Raw genomic sequence first — 16855 nt, 5'->3', positions numbered from 1 at the left:
GCGGAATCGCCTTTGGGCGTGAAGCCGCTCGCGGACAGACTCAGCTATAGCCGGTTGTGGTTCCGATTAAACGCAGCCGGCTATAGCGCGCCGGTTGGTCCTACACCCCGAACGCCCCCGGGGCGGCCTTTCCCGAGTCGTCGGGGGGGCCGCCCGGGGGGCATTTTTCGCATTGATCAGCGCTTCAGCAGGAATTCACGGCCCATCTTCACCCGAGCCACACCGTTATAGGCGACGATGTCGGCCGTGGCGTACGTTTCCCCCCAATGTTCGGGCAGGAAGCTGCCGGTGCCCACCACGTCGATCGGCGCCTGGGCGTCGGCCATGACGCGGCATTTGGCGGGGCTGAAGCCGCTGGAGGCGACAATCCGCACCCTGTCGAAACCGGCCTGGTCCAGGTTCTCGCGCACCCAATGCAGTCCGGCGGCGGAGACGCCGGCGCCGATCAGGTAGCGCAGCTCCGTTTCATCGCGATAACCCCGAATGCTGTCCGGCGCGCGGCGTTCCAGCACGGCGTAACTTTGCGGCGGGTCCAGGCCTTCGACGAAGCGCCCGCCGGGCGTGTCCAGCCGCACCGACAGCTTGCCAGCGGCGGCAAGGTCGGGGAATCGGCGGCACACGGCCAGGGTGTCGCTCACCTCGCGGCCGAAATAGTCCACCAGCACCGTCATGGCTTCGCCGGGAAAGGTGTCGTGGTACAACTCGGCCGCCTTGACGGTCGAGCCGGCGTAACCGATCAGGGCGTGGGGCATGGTGCCGAACCCTTGGGGCTGGCCGAAATAGTGGGCGGTCGCATCGGTCGCGTTGCCGATGAAGCCGATGGCGCCAACCTTGCGCTTCGCCCGTTCGGAACCGACGCTGGCGGCGTAGGCCATCAGATCGGCCATTTCCGTGCCGGCGCAGTGGCGGGCATCCATAGCGAGGAAGGCGGACCTGGGCAGGCCAGCACTCATTACGAATGCGTTATGAGCGGCCACGCAGCACGGCCCCAGCTTCATGAGGAACAGCGTTTCCAGTTCCGCCAGCTGGGCGAAGGGGCCGCTGATCCACATCATCGGCTCGCCCGCGCCGACCCATTGCCCTTCACGATATCGGACCTCGACATCCGGCACGAATCCCCGGGCTTCGGCCACCGACCGCAGCCAGTCCAGCGCCAGCCGGGGGGCGAACACCACGGGACGGCGCATGAAAACCGCATAGGTGACGGGAACGTCGCCATGGCGTTCCACGATGGTGCGCGTGCGCTTGAAATAGACATCCGTCCATTGGCCGACGGCCTCCGCTGGGGGCCAAGGCCGGTCCGCCCCGCGGTATGTCGGCTCGCTGGCGCTGTCCGCCGTCGTCAAATCCATCTCTTCGCCGGCCATGGGGCCATCCTTCCCATCGTCCTCAGGACATTCGCTGGGGATCATAGACGATGCGCGGTGGGCCAGGGCAAGCGGCCTTGTGCGGCGGCGGCGCGAACAGACTCCGTCCGCCGCCTATTGCTGGGGGTCGCTTGGCGGTGGCGTCTGCCCGTACGCACGGGCGTAAGCGCCAATGGCGGTCTCATGCACGCCCCGCTGGATCTCGCCGAACAAGGCCCGCACCCGGGCGAAGGCCGCGCTGGTGGCCGCGGCGTCGAAGGGCAGGGCCTTCAACTGGCGTGTGGCTTCCCGCCGGGCTTCACGCAGCTGTTGCAACTGGACCTGCGACAGGTCCTGGTGGCTGGCGATAGCCTCCTTCAGGAAGGGCAGAACCGGGTCCGGCGCGCTTTTCACGAACAGGTCGTAAGGCCCTGGCCGGCCGGCGTTGGGGTCGCGAGCGGCCTCTATGCGGGTCAAAGGGCGGGAACCGTCCAGGCGCTGCCCCACGACCATGCCCGCCACCAGCAGGTTGATGGAGACGGATATGGCCAGGAGGGCGATCACCACCTTGGAATGCGCATGCCCCTCGGTCACTGCCCCAACTCCGTATCGATTTCAGTCATGGCCTTCATGTACTCGGTGGTGGCGGCGGCACGCGCATCATTGGCGGACAGCACCAGGGGGGAAACGCCGTGCACGCCCAAAACGATGCCGACGACAACCGCCGCCATGCCGGAGACGAGGGCCGCGGGAATGCCGCCGGCCCAGGCTGTCCGACCGCCCGAGCCGGCGAGGACAGGCACGCGGCCAGCAGATGCCCGCCCACGCCACCGGATGCCGGGGAGGGAATGGGTTGGCCGCGGCTGTGCCCGCCCCTGTCCAGCCGTGACGGCCGGAATGGCCAGGATGGCGCGCCGCAGTTCGGCGCTGGCACGATCCAGGGGCATGGCTGTCAGCGCGTGTTCCGCCAACTTGGCCTGGGCCATCAGCGCCCGCGCAGGCTCAGACTGGGCCAGCAGAAGTGCCGCCCCCGGGCGGTCGGCCACGGGCCAGAACTCGGGGTCAGGGCCATGTAGGTCGATCAGTTCCTCGAACGCGGCGACCGTCATCAACTCTTGCATCATCGCGGTCCTCCCGTCCGTGAGCGACGACCATCCTGGGTATCGGACGGGGCCAGGGGCGCCAGGGTCGCCCGCAAGGCCCGCCGCGCCCGAACCAGCAGCGTTTCCAGCGCACCGACGCTGACCTCCATCGCGGCGGCCGCCTCGGCGTTGCTTAAGCCCGTATCATAGCACAAAGAAATAGCGGCACGCTGTCGTTCGGGCAGGTCGTCGACGGCGCGGGCCACCAACCGGCCCAGTTCGGACCGTTCCACCAGGGCGACAGCGTCCAGGGATGGATCCACCGGTTCGGGCACGTTCTCCAGGGCGTCATGCGACGGCCGGCGTTTGCGGTCCAAACACAGGTTGACAGTGATGCGATAGAACCAGGTGGAGAAACGCGCTTCCGCCGGGCGGAAACGTTCCGCATGCTGCCACAGCCGCATGAACGCCTCCTGCGCGACGTCCTCGGCGTCCGCGGCCCCGCCCAGGACACGGCGCGCCAGCGTGACCGTCCGGTCCAGATGCCGGTCGGTCAGCACCCGGAACGCCTGCGCGTCGCCCTCGGCGACCCGCGCGACCAGGGATTCGTCACTGCTGGTGGCCAGGCTCTGGCCATCGCTACGCTGCACGGGACTGCCTTTGCCGCCACTGGAAAGGGGGCGCCCAATCAGGCGACCGACCTGGGTAGTTAGACCAATCGCCGCCTGGACGCCAGTGATGCCATAGGCATAGCCGCCGGCACTGGCGGCGGATGCGGATTTTTGGGAAGGGGAGGATGGGAGCATGGGCGGAAGCATCCCTTGCGATTTCTGCCTGGTATGGTTGTGCCGTTGCGGGTGGGAAGAATATGGCCCCCGATCGCCATCGCCTGAGGGGGCGGACGATCGGGCGATGGGAACTTGACCTTGATACGCCAAAACGGCAGGGAACCCTGCGCTATCGGGGGTGCGACCGAACGGGCAGGGTGCCCACCGCAGATTTTATCTGTATGCTCGCGAAAGTAGCGGTCTCTGCTAGTTAATCAATGTGACTGAATATGATACCTTCCAAACGAAGCGGGATTGGAATACGGCCTTAGCGGATCAGGCCTAACTCAGGATGGGAACGGGGCGGTGCGGGCAGGCGGGCTGCTGTCATGAGTTTGGTGGAGCGGGAGCGCAAGACCAAGGGGGTCGTCTTCGGGCGCAGCCTTAACCATCGGCCGGAGCCGATGGCGGGGGAGGCTTTGTCTTCGCCTTTGCGCCTGACGGACCTGGAATACGTGACCTTGCCGCAAAAATCCTGGCGCGATCAGCTGCGCCTGTTCCTGCAGGCCAGCGGCCTATCCACTATTCCGATGATGACCCGCTTGCGCTGGCAGGCGCATGACCTGGTCGAAGGGCTGCAGTCCTCCCTTCTTGGCAAAGGCCGGGCCAAGCGCGGCGCCATCACCCACCCCGTACAGTTGCTGCCCGCCATGGAATTCCTGATGGGGTTGCCCCCCGATCTGGATGTGGAGCGGCGGATGATCCAAACCCTGGTGGGGCGCGCCCTTGTTGAATATCGCAAGCGTATCAGTCAGGAGCGGGAAAAACCCATGCTGTACGCGCGGGAGGCGTCCAATTATTTCTATGCGGGATTTAAGGATCAGCAGCTGATTTCAAAAGTCTCGTCGCCCAGTGAACAATTCTTCATCGTTCAGCGCATCTATACAAATTATTATTATTTCCGTTTATTCTATATATGCTCCATCATGTCCCGGGAACCGGCCGAGGGGGCGAACAAGCTTTTCTCGAAATTCATGCGCTCGTCTTTCTTCCTGTCGACGGTGCAGGATGACGGAACCCTGGCGGCCAAGCCATCCTACCGTTCCCTGCCGCCCAAGGATCACGTCGTCTATCTGGCCAAGCGCGACAACGCTTTGCAGGCCCGCCTGCGGGAGGATCAGGGCCTTCGCACGGAACTTCAGTCCGTTTTGCGCTATTTCCGCCCCTTGCGGGCTTAGCGATGGTTGCCCGGCCCCCGGCCCGATGGCAACTATGCTTCGGCATGGGTACGGAAAGCTGGTGGACAGGATGGATGAACAGGTTCCGGGCTTTGGCCTGGCGGTGAGTGATGGCGTCGCCACTGTGACGGTGGACAGGCCGGACAAGCACAACGCGCTATCGTTGGAGATGTGGTTGGCCCTGCCCGGCCTGATGGCGCGCGTGGCGGGGGACACGGCGGTCCAGGTGGTGGTCCTGACCGGGGCGGGAGGTCAGGCTTTTTCCGCCGGCGCCGACATCGCGGAATTCGCCCGGCTGTTCGCCACCCCGGAGGGGACCGCGCGGTTCAACGCCGCGGTGCGCGCCGGCAACCTGGCGGTGGAGCGGTGCCCCAAGCCAACCATCGCCCAGGTGTCGGGCCTCTGTGTGGGTGGCGGTTGCGGCCTGGCGCTGCATTGCGACTTGCGCTTCGCTGGCGCCGGCGCCCGGTTCGGCGTTACGCCGGCCAAGCTCGGCTTCGTCTATCCCTTCGAAGACACCCGTCGTCTGGTCGACCATGTCGGCCCCGCCCGGGCCAAGGATTTGCTGTTCAGCGGCCGGTTGATCGGGGCGGCGGAAGCCTTGGCCATCGGCCTGGTCGACCGGGTGGTGGAGGATGAGGGCCTGGCGGCGGCGGTCCGTGATTACGCAGCCAATCTGTCGGGTTTGTCGCAGTTCTCCATCCAGGCGGCCAAGCGCATCATCCAGGCCATCCAGGACGGGGAGAGCGCCGTCACCGATGCCGGCGTCGCCACTTTCCTGGAACAGGCGGCGAGCAATGTCGATTTTCAGGAAGGCCGCGATGCTTTCCTGGCGAAGCGCCGGCCCAAATTCAGCTGGCGGGGCTGAGGGGGGTGACGCTCCAGGGTGTGTACGACCAGCGGAAAGGATTACCGGAACAGGTCGCGGTACAGGGGATCGGCAGCCTCTTGTCGGCCCCACACCGGGTTGGCCGCCGTCATGCGCTCCAAATAGTCGCGGGCGGCGGCATCGTCGCCCAGGGCCAGCGCCACCCGGGCGGCACGCCGCCATACCCGATCCCAATCGTGGGCCAAGCGGGTGGCCTCGGCCAGGGCCGCCTGCGCCGTCGCGCGCTCGCCCCGATGGGCCGCCTGATCGGCGCGGATGACCGCCTGCCACGCGTGGTGGCGTTCCACCAGCGCCCGCAGGTCGGGCAGGGGCTGGGCGCTGGCGTCGACGCGAAAGTCCAGATCCTGGGGGAAGCCATCGGGGACGCGTACCAGCAGGGCGGCGGACAGCTTGCCGATGGTCTGCCCGCCTGCGGCCTGCCCCGCCTCCAGTGCCGCAAGCAGTCTGTCCTCCAAAGGGCCGGACGCTGACCGATAGGTCGACTCCATGGCCGTCAGCACGGCGGCGCCGGCCAAGCCGTTGCCTTGGACGGAATATCCCGGTCCTTGCCGGTCGCCGGCATAGCCCGACTCCAAGGCTTCCTTGCCGGTGAAGGCGGCAGTGCGGCCCTGGGCATCGACCAGGGCCACCTGGCGCGCCTCCATCCCCTCGCCATCGAACGTGCCATTTTCGCGCAGCAGGGTTTGCAAGGCCGCTTCGGGGCTGCGGCCGGAGGCCATCAGGGCCAAGCCCTTGGGGCCCATGGCTGGATTGGTTTCGAACTGCGTGACCACCGCCCCTACTCCAGCCTGGACGTAGTCCACGCTGGCGCCCACCGCCAAGTTATTGGTTGCGACGGCTGCCCCGCAGCGGCCTTGGTCGCAGGCTATGATGGAGAAAGTGGCGCCGGCCGGCGTGGCCCAGATCAGGGCGCCAGTCAAAATCGCGGTGCTTACGGCCAAGGCGCGCATCAGCGAACCAGGAAGCAGGTCCGTCCCTGGCAGCGGACATAGACCGCCAGGTCCTTTCCATTCTGGCAGGTGATCTTGTAGACGATGTCGGGGTTGTTGCCGACCAGGCGCTGGACCGCCTCCACCTTGTTCGGCTTGCAACTGGCCTCCAGGGCCACCGCCTTGGCCTCCGCTTCCGACTCCGCGGCTGGTGTCGTCGCGGACCAGCCCATCACGGCGCCGGCAAGCAGCAGGACGCCGACCCGACGGGCTGCGCAGCGACGGGCGCGGCCCGGGGGGGTACGATCGTTATCCTGGGACGCGGGGGGCCGCATCTGCGCTCCTGAAACCATCTTGCTCGCTCGGGCTGATCTTAGCATCGCCGGCTGCCCGGGGCCATGCGGCTGGCGCGGCGGCTCGCACTGGATTTCCGGGGGCTGCCCTTCCACTTTGATGGTGCCACGTTTTATTGTGCGGACCGGCGGGCCGGTCCAGATGATCTGATTTTTATCACAAATGTGATGGGAACTACCCACAATGCGTAAGGTAAAACTCATCTGAAATACATACGCCTACCGAGGAAGCCCATATTGACGCAAAAGCGATGCTTATGAAGAACATGGGTATCAGCAGTATGTGCGGCGGCGGCCTGGCGCCGCCATTAATCCCAAGGGGGCGTGATGGGCATGCAGACGACCCGGGGCTCGGGCCTCACGCTGGACGAATATCGGCGGATGGAAGAGTCCCTACTGGCCACGGCCAAGGGGCGGGACTTTTTCTATGAGGTCCAGCGTCGCGCCCGTTCGGTCGAAACCGATGAACTGCGCCGTACGGTCGTCTCCATTCAACGATTGCTCAACGCATCCCGCCCTGTGCCGCCAGAGGCCGGGGGCGGGTCGCACCTGGGCAATCCCGAGATCGCCTTCCTGAAGGCGGAGGTGGAGGCCATGGCCAACACCATCCGCCTGGTGAAGCGCGAGATCGCCGCCATCAAGCCGTCCGATCCCAAGGCCGACCGTATCAGTGCCGCTACGTCCGAGCTGGACGCCATCGTCACCGCCACGGAGGAGGCGACCAACCGCATCCTGACGACGGTGGAGCGCATGACGGCTGCGCTGCGCCGGCTGCGGCCCGGCCGTGCCGTCGAGGGCCAGTTGCTGACCGCGCTGGAGGGCGCCTGCATGGACGTGATGATGGCCTGTTCCTTCCAGGACATCTGCGGCCAGCGCACGGCCAAGGTGGTGAACACCCTGTGCTATATCGAGGAACGGGTGGGCGTGATCATGGGCCTATGGCGCACCCTGCCGCAAGTGGCGACCGCGCCGGCCACGCCGCCGGTGGACGCCCCGCGTGAGGTGCTGTTGCCCTACAAGCACGACGATTCCCGGCCCGATGCCCACCTGCTGCACGGCCCGGCCCGGCAGGCGCCATCACAGACGGCCATCGACGCGCTGTTCGGCGCCATCGCCCCCCCGCAGCCGACAGCGGCGGCGATGAAGGACGTGCTGATCCCCAGCACCACCGGCCTATCCGCTGACGCCCTGCGCACCCAGCAGGAAATCGACGCCCTGTTTGAGGGTGCGGTTTAACCCAGCGTCTGGGCACCGCCCCTGCGCACCAGGTCAGCCACGGCATCATCCCCATTCCGCGCCAGGCCATCGGCCGTGCCCTCCCGGTCGGCCACCGGCCGGTTCTGGCTCATCTTCCATTTGCCTTCCAGGCTGGTGATGGCCAACCGGAATCCGACGATGCCGCGCAGTTGCGCCTGGATGAAATCCGCCGGCGCGTCGTCGACTGCCCAGGGCGCTTCGCGCCCCCCTTCATGCCGGTTGGTCAGGGCGGTCACCAAATCCAGCAGCGCCGCGGCGTCCTCGAAGAACGTGATGGGGCCGCGCGCTTGTATGGTGGCGTAGTTCCAGGTGGGCACCACCTTGCCCGACTCCCGCTTGGTGGCGTACCAGGACGGGGTGACATAGGCGTCAGGCCCCATGAAGATGGCGAGCGCCGGACTGCCCGCCGGCGTTTCACGCCACTGCGGGTTGGCCTTGGCGAAATGACCGTAGAGGGCGCCATATTCCCCTTCCTCAGGCCGCAGCAGCAGAGGTACGGGGCCAGCCTGGGGCATTCCATCCGCGCTCACGGTCACCAGGTTGGCCAGGCCGATGGCCGCCATGGCCGCGTGCAGCACCGAGGGGCGGTCTTCCTTGAAATGGCTGGGACGGTACATGGGCGGCACTTTCTTGATGGAACGCGACCTTTAATCCTTAGGGCAATCGGCGGCGTTCTCCAAGTCCGTGAGTTCCTTGCGCATGGGCACGAACTCGATGGTCTGGCCGTTGGGCAGGGGATGGAACACCCGGCCGGTGGGCTGGAAGCCCATGGCGGTGTACAGCGGTACGCCGGGAAGGGTGCCCATCAGTTCCAGTGCCTTGAATCCCGCCGCCCGCGCCTCCGCCTCGCAAGCCGCCAGCAGGGCACGGCCGATACCCTGGCGGGCGCGATCCGGGTGGACGAAAAAGGCACGGATACGGGCCGGATCGCGGGCCGGGTCCAGCATCTGTGGTGACCGGTCGGGGCGGGCGTCGCCGCCGAACAGGGTCATGCGCCGGCCCCACCCGCCGCAGCCGACGAACAGGCCCTCATCGCTGCCGTCATCTTCCACCGCTACGAAGTAGGTCTGGTCCTGGATCAGGTCGCTGTCGACGCCGAAGGCGCCGGCCAGTGCGCCCTCCACCACCTCGGGCGTGTAGTCGCCGCGGCTGAGACCGCGGGCCGATGCCTGGATCAGGGCCTGCAAGGCCGGCCTGTCCTCAAGCCGCGCCTTGCGCAAGGTGTAGGTCATGGCATTCCCCTTTCGTTGCGCGCTATCCCCCAAGCCCTTGATGATACACTGGCATTGCCGTCCGTCCCGTCCCATTGGGGAATTGCCGCCATGACGCCAGAGGATTTCCGCCGCATCGCCCTGTCGCTTGCTGGGGCGGAACAGGGCGCGCACATGGGCCGGGCGGATTTCCGCGTGGGCAACCGCATCTTCGCCACGCTGGATCCGGCGTTGGGTCGGGGCATGGTCATACTGGCGTTGGAGGAACAGGAGATGCGCGTGGCGGCCGCACCTGGGGTGTTCCAGCCCGTGCCCGGCGGCTGGGGCCGGGACGGCGCCACCCATGTCAGTCTGGCCGCCGCTGACGAGGCGACGCTGGCCGGCTCCCTGGCGGCCGCCTGGCGGCTGGCGGTGGCCAAGGGGCCCACACGGCCCCGCAAAAAGACCTGATACAAAGCTGCGATGGTCTTGACCTACAGCCCAGATCACCACCCTTATGCGCCGGCGTCGCCATCCGGCGACTTGGCTATCGCGCCGCTGGGACGTCGTGTTCCAGCCACCAAGCGGCCAGGCGGTCAGCCGGCACGCCCGGGCTATAGAGGAATCCCTGGGCCACAGGTACACCCAAGGCCCGCAGGCGATCCGCCTGATCCTCCGTCTCCACCCCTTCGGCCACCACTTGGGCGTCGATGACGGCGGCCACCTGGATGATGGCGCGCACCAGCATGTCAGACTTGGCGTCCTGGTTCATGCCTTGGACGAAGCGGCGGTCCACCTTCACCGTGGTCGCTGGCAGCCGGTTCAGATAGCTCAGCGATGAATAGCCCGTGCCGAAATCGTCCAGCGCGATGCCAAAGCCGCGATCGCGCAAACCCTGGATATGGTCGAACGTGCGTTCGTCATCGCCGACGAAGACGGATTCGGTGATCTCCATCTCAAGGCCTTCGGCCGTCACCTCCTGGGCCGCCAGCACACGGTCGATACCCTGCAGGAAGTCTGCCTGTTGCACCTGCAGGGCGCAGACGTTCACCGCCACCGGGATATCCAGTCCGTCCACCCGCCAGGCGCGGCGCTGACGTATGGCCATTTCCAGCACCATCAGCCCCATGGGCACGATCAGGCCACTGGCCTCGGCCAGGTCCAGGAACTGGGCCGGCATCAGCAGGCCGTGCTTGGGGGATTGCCAGCGGACCAGTGCTTCCACCCCTACCGGCCGGCGGGTGGAAAGGTCCAGCTTGGGCTGATAATGCAGTACCAGCTCACGGTTGCGCAGGGCTGTGCGGAACTCCGCCAGCAACGCCAGGCTGGCCGTGTTGCGCCGTTCCAGTTCCGTATTAAAGGGGACCAGCCGGCCGCGGGACCGCAGCTTGGCGTCCTTCAATGCCAGTGAGGCCTGCTGTACCAGCAGGTCGCCCGCCGGTCGGGAGTCGCCCCAGCCGCCGGCGGGAGGTGCTGCATAACTGCAGCCGCTGGTGGCCGACAGGCTGGCGTGGCGGCCAGCCACGTCGAAACCGGTTTCGAAGGCCGCTTCCAGCCGGCTTTCCAGCTGCGCCAACGACGGTTCCGCCGCCGGCAGCGTCGGCAAGGCCAGGGCGAAGCGATCGCCGCCGAATCGGCTGATGGCGATGGCCTCCGGGAAGCTGGCCACCAGTCGGTGGCCCACGGCGCGCAACAGGGCGTCGGCCACCTGGAATCCCAGGCGCGCGTTGATGAAATGGAACTGGTCCAGGTCCAGCAGGATGACCACCATTCCCTGGCCGGGAAGCGGCCGGTCGAGGATGGTGATGAAGCCGCTGCGGTTGGGCAGCGCCGTCAGCGGGTCGGTGAAGGCGACGGCGCGCAGATGCTCGAACAGGGTGGCGGTCTCGAAGCCCAGGGCCACGTTGATGGTGAACAGCCGCAGCAGGTCGCGTTTTTGCTCGTCCACCGGGGCGGGGGTGCACATGTAGATGGCAGCCGGATGGGCGCTGCCCGATTGCAGGTACAGGATGTCGCCACCCTGGCTTTTGAACCCTTCCCGTCGCGAGAAGGCCTCCAGCAACGCCGCCTCGATTTCGGCGTTGCCCAGGGCTGACAGGGGCTTGCGGATGTGGTTGGCGAAGCGGCCGGCGGCCGCCACGATGATGGGGCCATCGACCGATCCTTGGGCGCATAGCACGCCCTCCGGTTCGATGCCCATCTGCGCCGCCAGCTGGATCAGCACGCCGGCGCTGAACTCATTCAGGCTGCGCTCGGTGAACAGGTCGGCGGATGCCTTGATAACCTGTTCCAGGCCCCGTCGGTGCCGGTCCAGCGCCACGATCTGTTCATAGGAGCGCAGCGCGGTGATCACGCTGGAAGCCAGGCGGGTGACTGTCAGCTCGGTCTTGGCCTTGTAGTCGTTGATATCGTACTGGCGGATGACCTCCAGCTCCGGGGCATAGCCCGGCTGGCCGGTACGCAGCACGATGCGTACCTGCTCGTTATGCAGCTCTTCCCGGATGCGGCGCACCAGATTCAGGCCCGCGCGTTCATCCTCCATGACCACGTCAAGCAGAATGACGGCCACGTCCCGGCTGTCGGCCAGGTACTCGAACGCTTCCCATGCGGAGTAGCAACTGTCCAGCATCAGCGGCCGGCCACGGAAGTCCATACCCTCCAAGGCCAGGCGGGTGGCCAGGTGCACCTGCTCGTCATCATCGACCACCAGGATTCGCCAACCTGGCCCGGTGTGCCGAATGGCGCCCCGATCATCTTCGATGCGGATCAATGCCTCAGCCGGGTTTGCCATCAACCGGTTCTCTTGCAGCGACGGGGATTGGACTCTCCGGCAAGGGACGGACCGCCGGCGACGTTTTGGGGGCCACCAGGGGCAGGGTCAGCGTCACGCTCGTCCCTTGGCCGGGGGAGGAGGCCACGGCGATTGCCCCGCCCAAGATGCCCGTGACGATGTTATAGACGATATGCATGCCCAGGCCCGATCCGCCCTGACCCATCTTCGTGGTGAAAAACGGCTCGAACAAACGCCGTCGCACATCTTCGTCCATCCCCGCGCCGTTGTCCTGAACGCACAAGGTCACTTCGCGGGCGTTGCGGCTTGCTTCGATGCGCACCATCCCGCCGGCCGCGTGGCGGTCCCGCGCGGACACCGCCGCATCGAACGCATGCAGTTCCGCGTTCTGGATCAGGTTGGTCAGCACCTGCCCCAGAGGCCCGGGATAGCTGTCCATTTCGATACCCTCTGGGATGGTGCTCTCCATGCGGAACGGTGCGCGGCGCAGCATGGGCCCCAGCGTGGTCAGCGTGTCGGCGACCATCTCACCCAGGTCGAAGGTCCGCCGCTGCGAGCTGGTGCGGTCCACCGCGACCTGCTTGAAGTGCTGGACCAGGGTGGTGGCCCGGTCCAGGTTCCGCTCCAGCAGGTCGGTGCTGTCGCGTGCCACCCGGGCGAAGCGGTCCACCGTGCTTTGCCGCAACTGCCCCGCCTCGATGTCGGCCAGAAAGCGCTTGGTCTCCAGTGCCAGGGTGCTGCTGGCGCTAACGGCCACCCCCAGGGGGGAATTGACCTCGTGCGCCACGCCGGCGACCAGGGCGCCCAAGGCCGCCAACTTCTCCGACTCCACCAGTTGGTCCTGCAACTGCCGCAGCGCCGCCAGGTTCGTCTCCGCCTCCGTCTTGGCCGCTGAAAGTGACTGCGCCTCATCCGTGCGCATCGCCATCAGCCGGTCGCGTTCGGCGCTTTTGTCCCGCAGCACCGCCAGGGCCGCGGCCAGGCCACCGATCTCGTCGCGTCGGCCGTCCCCCGGCAGCGGGTGGTCGTAGTGCCCATGGGCGAAGGCGGCGGTGGCCTCGGTCATGGCGCGGATGGGGGCGGCTATGGTACGGATGGTCAAGATCGCCAACGCCACGCCCGCCGCCAGCGCGGCCAGCATGGCGGACAGCAGCAGCAGGCGGGTGCTGCTGAAAATGGCGGCACCTTCCCGCGCCGTCGCCCGGCCCTGGTTCACGTTGAAGGCCAGGTCGCGCAGGACGGCGTCGGTCGCCTGATTGTTGGCGTCGCGCAGCGGGCCGTTGTAGAGCGCGATGGCCTCATCCCGGTTATGAGCCTTCACCAGATCGCGCAGGCGGATTTCGTACTGTTGGCCGGTGGCCCAGGCCTGGTCGAAAGCGTTGACGCGCTGCTCATCCTCCGTGTTCATCACCACGTATTGTTGATAGTCGCGCCGCGCGATCTCCACCTCCTGGTTCCGCCGGCTCAGCGTCTCCAGATCCCTTGCCAGACTGTCATCGTCAGCGGAGAACAGCAGCCGCGCCTCGGCCAGGCGGTTGCTTTTGATGGCGGCGATCATCTGGCCGTTAACGGCGGTGCTGGGCAGCCAGTTGTCACGGATGACGGCGGCCTTGTCGTTCAAGGCGCCGAGGCGGTCGATGGCCAGCAGCCCGACCAGCACCAGGCCCAAGGTCAGCAGCCCGAAGGCCAGCAGCAGGCGTACCCCCAATGACAGCCCACCGGTGGTACGAGGCATCGCGACGGTGGGGGACCGCGTCCCGAAATCAACGGTTTCCAGGCTGGGTGACCGGGGGCCGTAAGACTGTGCCATACGCCGTGTTTCCGCTTGCAACCCGCCGGCCGGGTCAAGGCGCCGGGCCTCGCGCGGCCGCGGCGGCCCTGACCGGCAAAAGGCAAATCATCGCCTAAGCTTATCGTCTGCCGGCGGCAGTGGACAGGGGCCAAACCTCTATCCTCCGGTACAGGGTATGGGCGGGGCAAGGGCGCGAAAGGGGAGGCGGCGTCGCGTCGCGGAATGGTGACGGATGCGGCGGGCCAAAAGAAAAGGGCCGCCCGGCTGGACGGCCCTTTCCCGATGGAACGATTCCCGAAGGAAACGAGTCCGATCAGACGGAGTAGTACATCTTGTATTCGATGGGATGCGGCGAGGTTTCGAACGCCAGCACTTCTTCCATCTTCAGGTCGATGTAGCTGTTGATGAAGTCCTCGGTGAAGACATCGCCCTTCTTCAGGAAGGCGTTGTCGGCAGCCAGGGACTCCAGGGCTTCACGCAGCGACCGGCAGACGGTCGGCACTTCCTTCAGCTCTTCCGGCGGCAGGTCGTACAGGTTCTTGTCCATCGCCTCGCCGGGATGGATCTTGTTCTGGATACCATCCAGGCCGGCCATCAGCATGGCGGCGAACGCCAGGTAGGGGTTCGCACCCGGGTCCGGGAAGCGGACTTCGACGCGCTTGCCCTTCGGGCTGTTCACGAACGGAATGCGGCAGGAGGCCGACCGGTTGCGCGAGGAGTAGGCCAGCAGCACCGGCGCCTCGTAGCCCGGGACCAGACGCTTGTAGCTGTTGGTCAGCGGGTTGGTGAAGGCGTTCAGCGCGCGGGCGTGCTTAATGATCCCGCCGATGTAGTACAAGGCGGTTTCCGACAGGTCGGCGTAGCCCGAACCGGCGAACAGCGGCTTGCCGTCCTTCCAGATGGACTGGTGGCAGTGCATGCCCGAACCGTTGTCGCCAAACACCGGCTTCGGCATGAACGTGGCGGTCTTGCCGTAGGCGTGGGCGACGTTGTGCACCACGTACTTAAAGATCTGCATGGTGTCGGCCATGCTGACCAGGGTGCCGAACTTGATGCCCAGTTCGTGCTGCGAAGCGGCCACCTCGTGGTGGTGCTTCTCGACCTCGACGCCCATGTCGGCCATCACGGTCACCATCTCGGCGCGCAGGTCCTGGCCGGCGTCAATCGGGGCCACCGGGAAGTAGCCGCCCTTGACGGCCGGACGATGGCCCAGATTGCCTTCCGGATAAGCCTTGCCGGAGGTGTAGGGGCCTTCCTCGCTGTCGAACTCGTACATGACGCGGTTCATCGAGACTTCGAACTTCACATCGTCGAAGACGAAGAACTCGGCCTCGGGACCGAAGTAGGCGGTGTCGCCGATGCCGGCGCTGGCCATGTAGTTCTCGGCCGCCTTGGCGATGGAGCGCGGGTCGCGCTTGTAGGGCTGGCCGGTGGAGGGCTCCAGCACGTCGCAGAACACGGTCAGCAGCGGCTGGGCGGCGAACGGATCCAGGACGGCGGTGGCGGGGTCGGGCATCAGGATCATGTCCGACTCGTTGATGGCCTTCCACCCGGCGATCGACGACCCGTCGAACATCACGCCATCGGTGAACATCTCTTCGTTCACGGTGCTGATGTGCTGGGCGGTGTGCTGCAGCTTGCCGCGCGGATCGGTGAAGCGGAAATCGACGTACTTAACGTCGTGCTCCTTGACCAGGTCGAAAAACTTGGTGATGGCATCGGACATCTTGATGGGTTCCCTAAGTTCTGGGAGATATTGGGTTCACTACTGACGGACACGGGCGGGAACGCGTGGCAACCCCACCCCTTATTTGTTTCCGGCGCCCCTGGGTTACTCCCGTTCCGGGGCGCCAGCCCCACTCGGATCAATGATACAGCCGACCATTGATTACACCGGGCCGCTGTCCATGGACACTCCGTCAAACGACCACCATCCGTCTGTTGGGCGGTGGTGGCGGACGGACCGTGCCTTCAGACGGCGTCCGGCCCCCGCTCCCCCGTGCGGATGCGAATGACATCCTCCACGGGGGTCACGAAAATCTTGCCGTCGCCGATACGGCCGGTGTGGGCCGCCTGCTGGATGGCTTCAATGGCGCGATCGACCAACTGGTCGTCCATCACGATCTCGATCTTCACCTTGGGCAGGAAGTCGACCACGTACTCGGCGCCCCGGTACAGTTCGGTGTGACCCTTCTGCCTGCCGAAGCCCTTGGCTTCCGTCACCGTGATGCCCTTGATGCCGACCTCGTGCAGCGCTTCCTTCACCTCGTCCAGCTTGAACGGTTTGATGATGGCTTCGATCTTTTTCATCGCTTACGGCCACGCCTTCGCTTCAAGGGCAGGGGGTGATCGGCGCCGGGGCCACAGTCGACCGGTAAGGCCGGTGAGCCGACGGGTGCCGGAAACCCCCCACGATTTCCATTTCATTGTCCGGCCGATACCTTGATCCGACAGGGCGCTTCCCGCAACGACGATAAGCGGTCGTGCCCGTTGGATGGTCTGACCAGACCGGGCCAGGAGGATAGCACACCCCATGCCAACCCGCCGGATGGGGCGTGCCCGGCCCTCTTGCCCGAGCGGCCCAAACGTATGCGCGCTTAGTGGGCAAACGGCAGCACAAAAAATAGACAACAGCCTGATTTTTGTTCTTGGGTCGCCGTAGGGGCCGGGTTTCCGGGGGCTTCGCTGCCTGGATTGCAGCCTTCCCCGCAACGCGACCCGGGCATGTGAAGATTATCTTATCAGAATGCTTGACGGAGTGGGGGCAGGTGGTGCAGAAACCCGCCTCACGGCGGCGGTGGTAGCTCAGCTGGTAGAGCTCTCGGTTGTGGTCCGAGCGGTCGTGGGTTCGAGTCCCATCCATCGCCCCATTCCTCCTTATAGTATAAGGAGAGCAAAGGCGCCCCTCACCGGGCGCCTTTTTGCTGTTCGGGTTCCGCGCCACGCTGTGGCCTGACCCGGCTGCGCGAGGATGGCGACCCCCTGGTCATCACCGGCGTGGATGGCGACGAGCGCGACCTGCTCATGGCCATGGACCCGGCGGTCTCTTCATCACCGATCATTATTTGGGCTGGCCCACGGTGTTGGCGCGCCTATCGGCCATATCCGACGCGGCGGGGTTGGACAGGGTGGCGGCGCTGCTGCACCGTCGCTGGCGCGCGGTGGTCGCCAAGGGGCTGGTGCGACAGTTCGACGCTGGGAATGCCGCATAAGCGCAGCCG

Annotated in this window: 17 protein-coding genes and 1 tRNA gene; 6 read left to right on the top strand and 12 right to left on the bottom strand. The window is 66.1% G+C overall.

Translation table 11 applies throughout. The features are described 5' to 3' along the window. Positions 1 to 176 precede the first annotated feature (176 nt). The 4 genes from FHS74_RS11145 to FHS74_RS11130 all read right to left on the bottom strand — a co-directional run bounded on the left by FHS74_RS11145 (position 177) and on the right by FHS74_RS11130 (position 3234). A complete protein-coding gene (locus tag FHS74_RS11145) occupies positions 177 to 1352 on the bottom strand; it encodes a beta/alpha barrel domain-containing protein (RefSeq protein ID WP_184800579.1) in 1176 nt (391 codons plus the stop codon). Positions 1353 to 1481: 129 nt separating this feature from the next. Further along, positions 1482 to 1940, bottom strand: a complete 459-nt coding sequence (locus tag FHS74_RS11140) for a periplasmic heavy metal sensor (RefSeq protein ID WP_184800356.1) — start codon at positions 1938 to 1940, stop codon at positions 1482 to 1484. Next, positions 1937 to 2470: a hypothetical protein gene (locus FHS74_RS11135; RefSeq protein ID WP_184800354.1), complete on the bottom strand. Its 534-nt coding sequence runs from the start codon at positions 2468 to 2470 to the stop codon at positions 1937 to 1939. The genes FHS74_RS11140 and FHS74_RS11135 overlap by 4 nt, the downstream gene beginning before the upstream one ends. Next, on the bottom strand, positions 2467 to 3234 hold the full coding sequence (locus FHS74_RS11130) for an RNA polymerase sigma factor (protein ID WP_184800352.1): 768 nt from the start codon (positions 3232 to 3234) through the stop codon (positions 2467 to 2469). The genes FHS74_RS11135 and FHS74_RS11130 overlap by 4 nt, the downstream gene beginning before the upstream one ends. A 359-nt stretch (positions 3235 to 3593) precedes the next feature. Between FHS74_RS11130 and FHS74_RS11125 the strand changes: the two genes are divergently transcribed. Beyond that, positions 3594 to 4433, top strand: a complete 840-nt coding sequence (locus tag FHS74_RS11125; RefSeq protein WP_184800350.1) for a hypothetical protein — start codon at positions 3594 to 3596, stop codon at positions 4431 to 4433. Positions 4434 to 4503: 70 nt separating this feature from the next. After that, on the top strand, positions 4504 to 5301 hold the full coding sequence (locus FHS74_RS11120; RefSeq protein WP_184800348.1) for an enoyl-CoA hydratase-related protein: 798 nt from the start codon (positions 4504 to 4506) through the stop codon (positions 5299 to 5301). Between the two features lie 41 nt (positions 5302 to 5342). On the opposite strand, the gene FHS74_RS30970 is transcribed toward FHS74_RS11120, so the two are convergent. Both FHS74_RS30970 and FHS74_RS11110 read right to left on the bottom strand, forming a co-directional pair. Continuing rightward, positions 5343 to 6263: a DUF1028 domain-containing protein gene (locus FHS74_RS30970; protein WP_211106222.1), complete on the bottom strand. Its 921-nt coding sequence runs from the start codon at positions 6261 to 6263 to the stop codon at positions 5343 to 5345. A gap of 8 nt (positions 6264 to 6271) precedes the next feature. After that, complete coding sequence (locus FHS74_RS11110) at positions 6272 to 6586, bottom strand: hypothetical protein (RefSeq protein WP_184800344.1); 315 nt, start codon at positions 6584 to 6586, stop codon at positions 6272 to 6274. A gap of 351 nt (positions 6587 to 6937) precedes the next feature. On the opposite strand from FHS74_RS11110, the gene FHS74_RS11105 reads away from it, so the two are divergent. Further along, the gene (locus FHS74_RS11105; RefSeq protein WP_184800343.1) at positions 6938 to 7840 is read left to right on the top strand and encodes a hypothetical protein; all 903 of its coding nucleotides are present in this window, start codon (positions 6938 to 6940) and stop codon (positions 7838 to 7840) included. Here the strand turns inward: FHS74_RS11105 and FHS74_RS11100 are convergent. Both FHS74_RS11100 and FHS74_RS11095 read right to left on the bottom strand, forming a co-directional pair. After that, positions 7837 to 8478 (bottom strand): FMN-binding negative transcriptional regulator, encoded by a 642-nt coding sequence (locus tag FHS74_RS11100; RefSeq protein ID WP_184800341.1) that lies wholly within the window; start codon positions 8476 to 8478, stop codon positions 7837 to 7839. The two genes, FHS74_RS11105 and FHS74_RS11100, sit on opposite strands and share 4 nt — an antisense overlap. A gap of 30 nt (positions 8479 to 8508) precedes the next feature. Then, positions 8509 to 9093 carry a GNAT family N-acetyltransferase gene (locus FHS74_RS11095; protein WP_184800340.1) on the bottom strand — a complete coding sequence of 195 codons (585 nt, stop codon included), beginning with the start codon at positions 9091 to 9093 and terminating at the stop codon, positions 8509 to 8511. Between the two features lie 90 nt (positions 9094 to 9183). On the opposite strand from FHS74_RS11095, the gene FHS74_RS11090 reads away from it, so the two are divergent. Further along, positions 9184 to 9522 (top strand): MmcQ/YjbR family DNA-binding protein, encoded by a 339-nt coding sequence (locus tag FHS74_RS11090; protein ID WP_184800338.1) that lies wholly within the window; start codon positions 9184 to 9186, stop codon positions 9520 to 9522. A 76-nt stretch (positions 9523 to 9598) separates the two neighbouring features. On the opposite strand, the gene FHS74_RS11085 is transcribed toward FHS74_RS11090, so the two are convergent. The 4 genes from FHS74_RS11085 to FHS74_RS11070 form a co-directional block, all read right to left on the bottom strand. After that, positions 9599 to 11842 (bottom strand): EAL domain-containing response regulator, encoded by a 2244-nt coding sequence (locus FHS74_RS11085; RefSeq protein WP_184800336.1) that lies wholly within the window; start codon positions 11840 to 11842, stop codon positions 9599 to 9601. Then, positions 11826 to 13652 (bottom strand): sensor histidine kinase, encoded by a 1827-nt coding sequence (locus FHS74_RS11080; protein WP_184800334.1) that lies wholly within the window; start codon positions 13650 to 13652, stop codon positions 11826 to 11828. The genes FHS74_RS11085 and FHS74_RS11080 overlap by 17 nt, the downstream gene beginning before the upstream one ends. Positions 13653 to 13947: 295 nt before the next feature. Continuing rightward, positions 13948 to 15360, bottom strand: coding sequence for a type I glutamate--ammonia ligase (glnA, locus tag FHS74_RS11075; RefSeq protein WP_184800332.1), 1413 nt, complete (start codon positions 15358 to 15360; stop codon positions 13948 to 13950). A 245-nt stretch (positions 15361 to 15605) separates the two neighbouring features. After that, positions 15606 to 15944, bottom strand: coding sequence for a P-II family nitrogen regulator (locus FHS74_RS11070; RefSeq protein ID WP_004274165.1), 339 nt, complete (start codon positions 15942 to 15944; stop codon positions 15606 to 15608). A gap of 484 nt (positions 15945 to 16428) precedes the next feature. Between FHS74_RS11070 and FHS74_RS11065 the strand changes: the two genes are divergently transcribed. Together FHS74_RS11065 and FHS74_RS30965 are read left to right on the top strand one after the other, a co-directional pair. Further along, positions 16429 to 16504: transfer RNA gene (locus FHS74_RS11065), tRNA-His, on the top strand. A gap of 210 nt (positions 16505 to 16714) precedes the next feature. Continuing rightward, complete coding sequence (locus tag FHS74_RS30965) at positions 16715 to 16846, top strand: hypothetical protein (protein ID WP_281384636.1); 132 nt, start codon at positions 16715 to 16717, stop codon at positions 16844 to 16846. Positions 16847 to 16855: the final 9 nt, after the last annotated feature.

This window comes from Nitrospirillum iridis, assembly GCF_014205765.1.
In the GTDB taxonomy this organism is placed as follows: Bacteria; Pseudomonadota; Alphaproteobacteria; order Azospirillales; family Azospirillaceae; genus Nitrospirillum; species Nitrospirillum iridis.
Note: the sequence above shows the minus strand (reverse complement) of the source record. Positions and strands in the feature narration are given on the sequence as shown.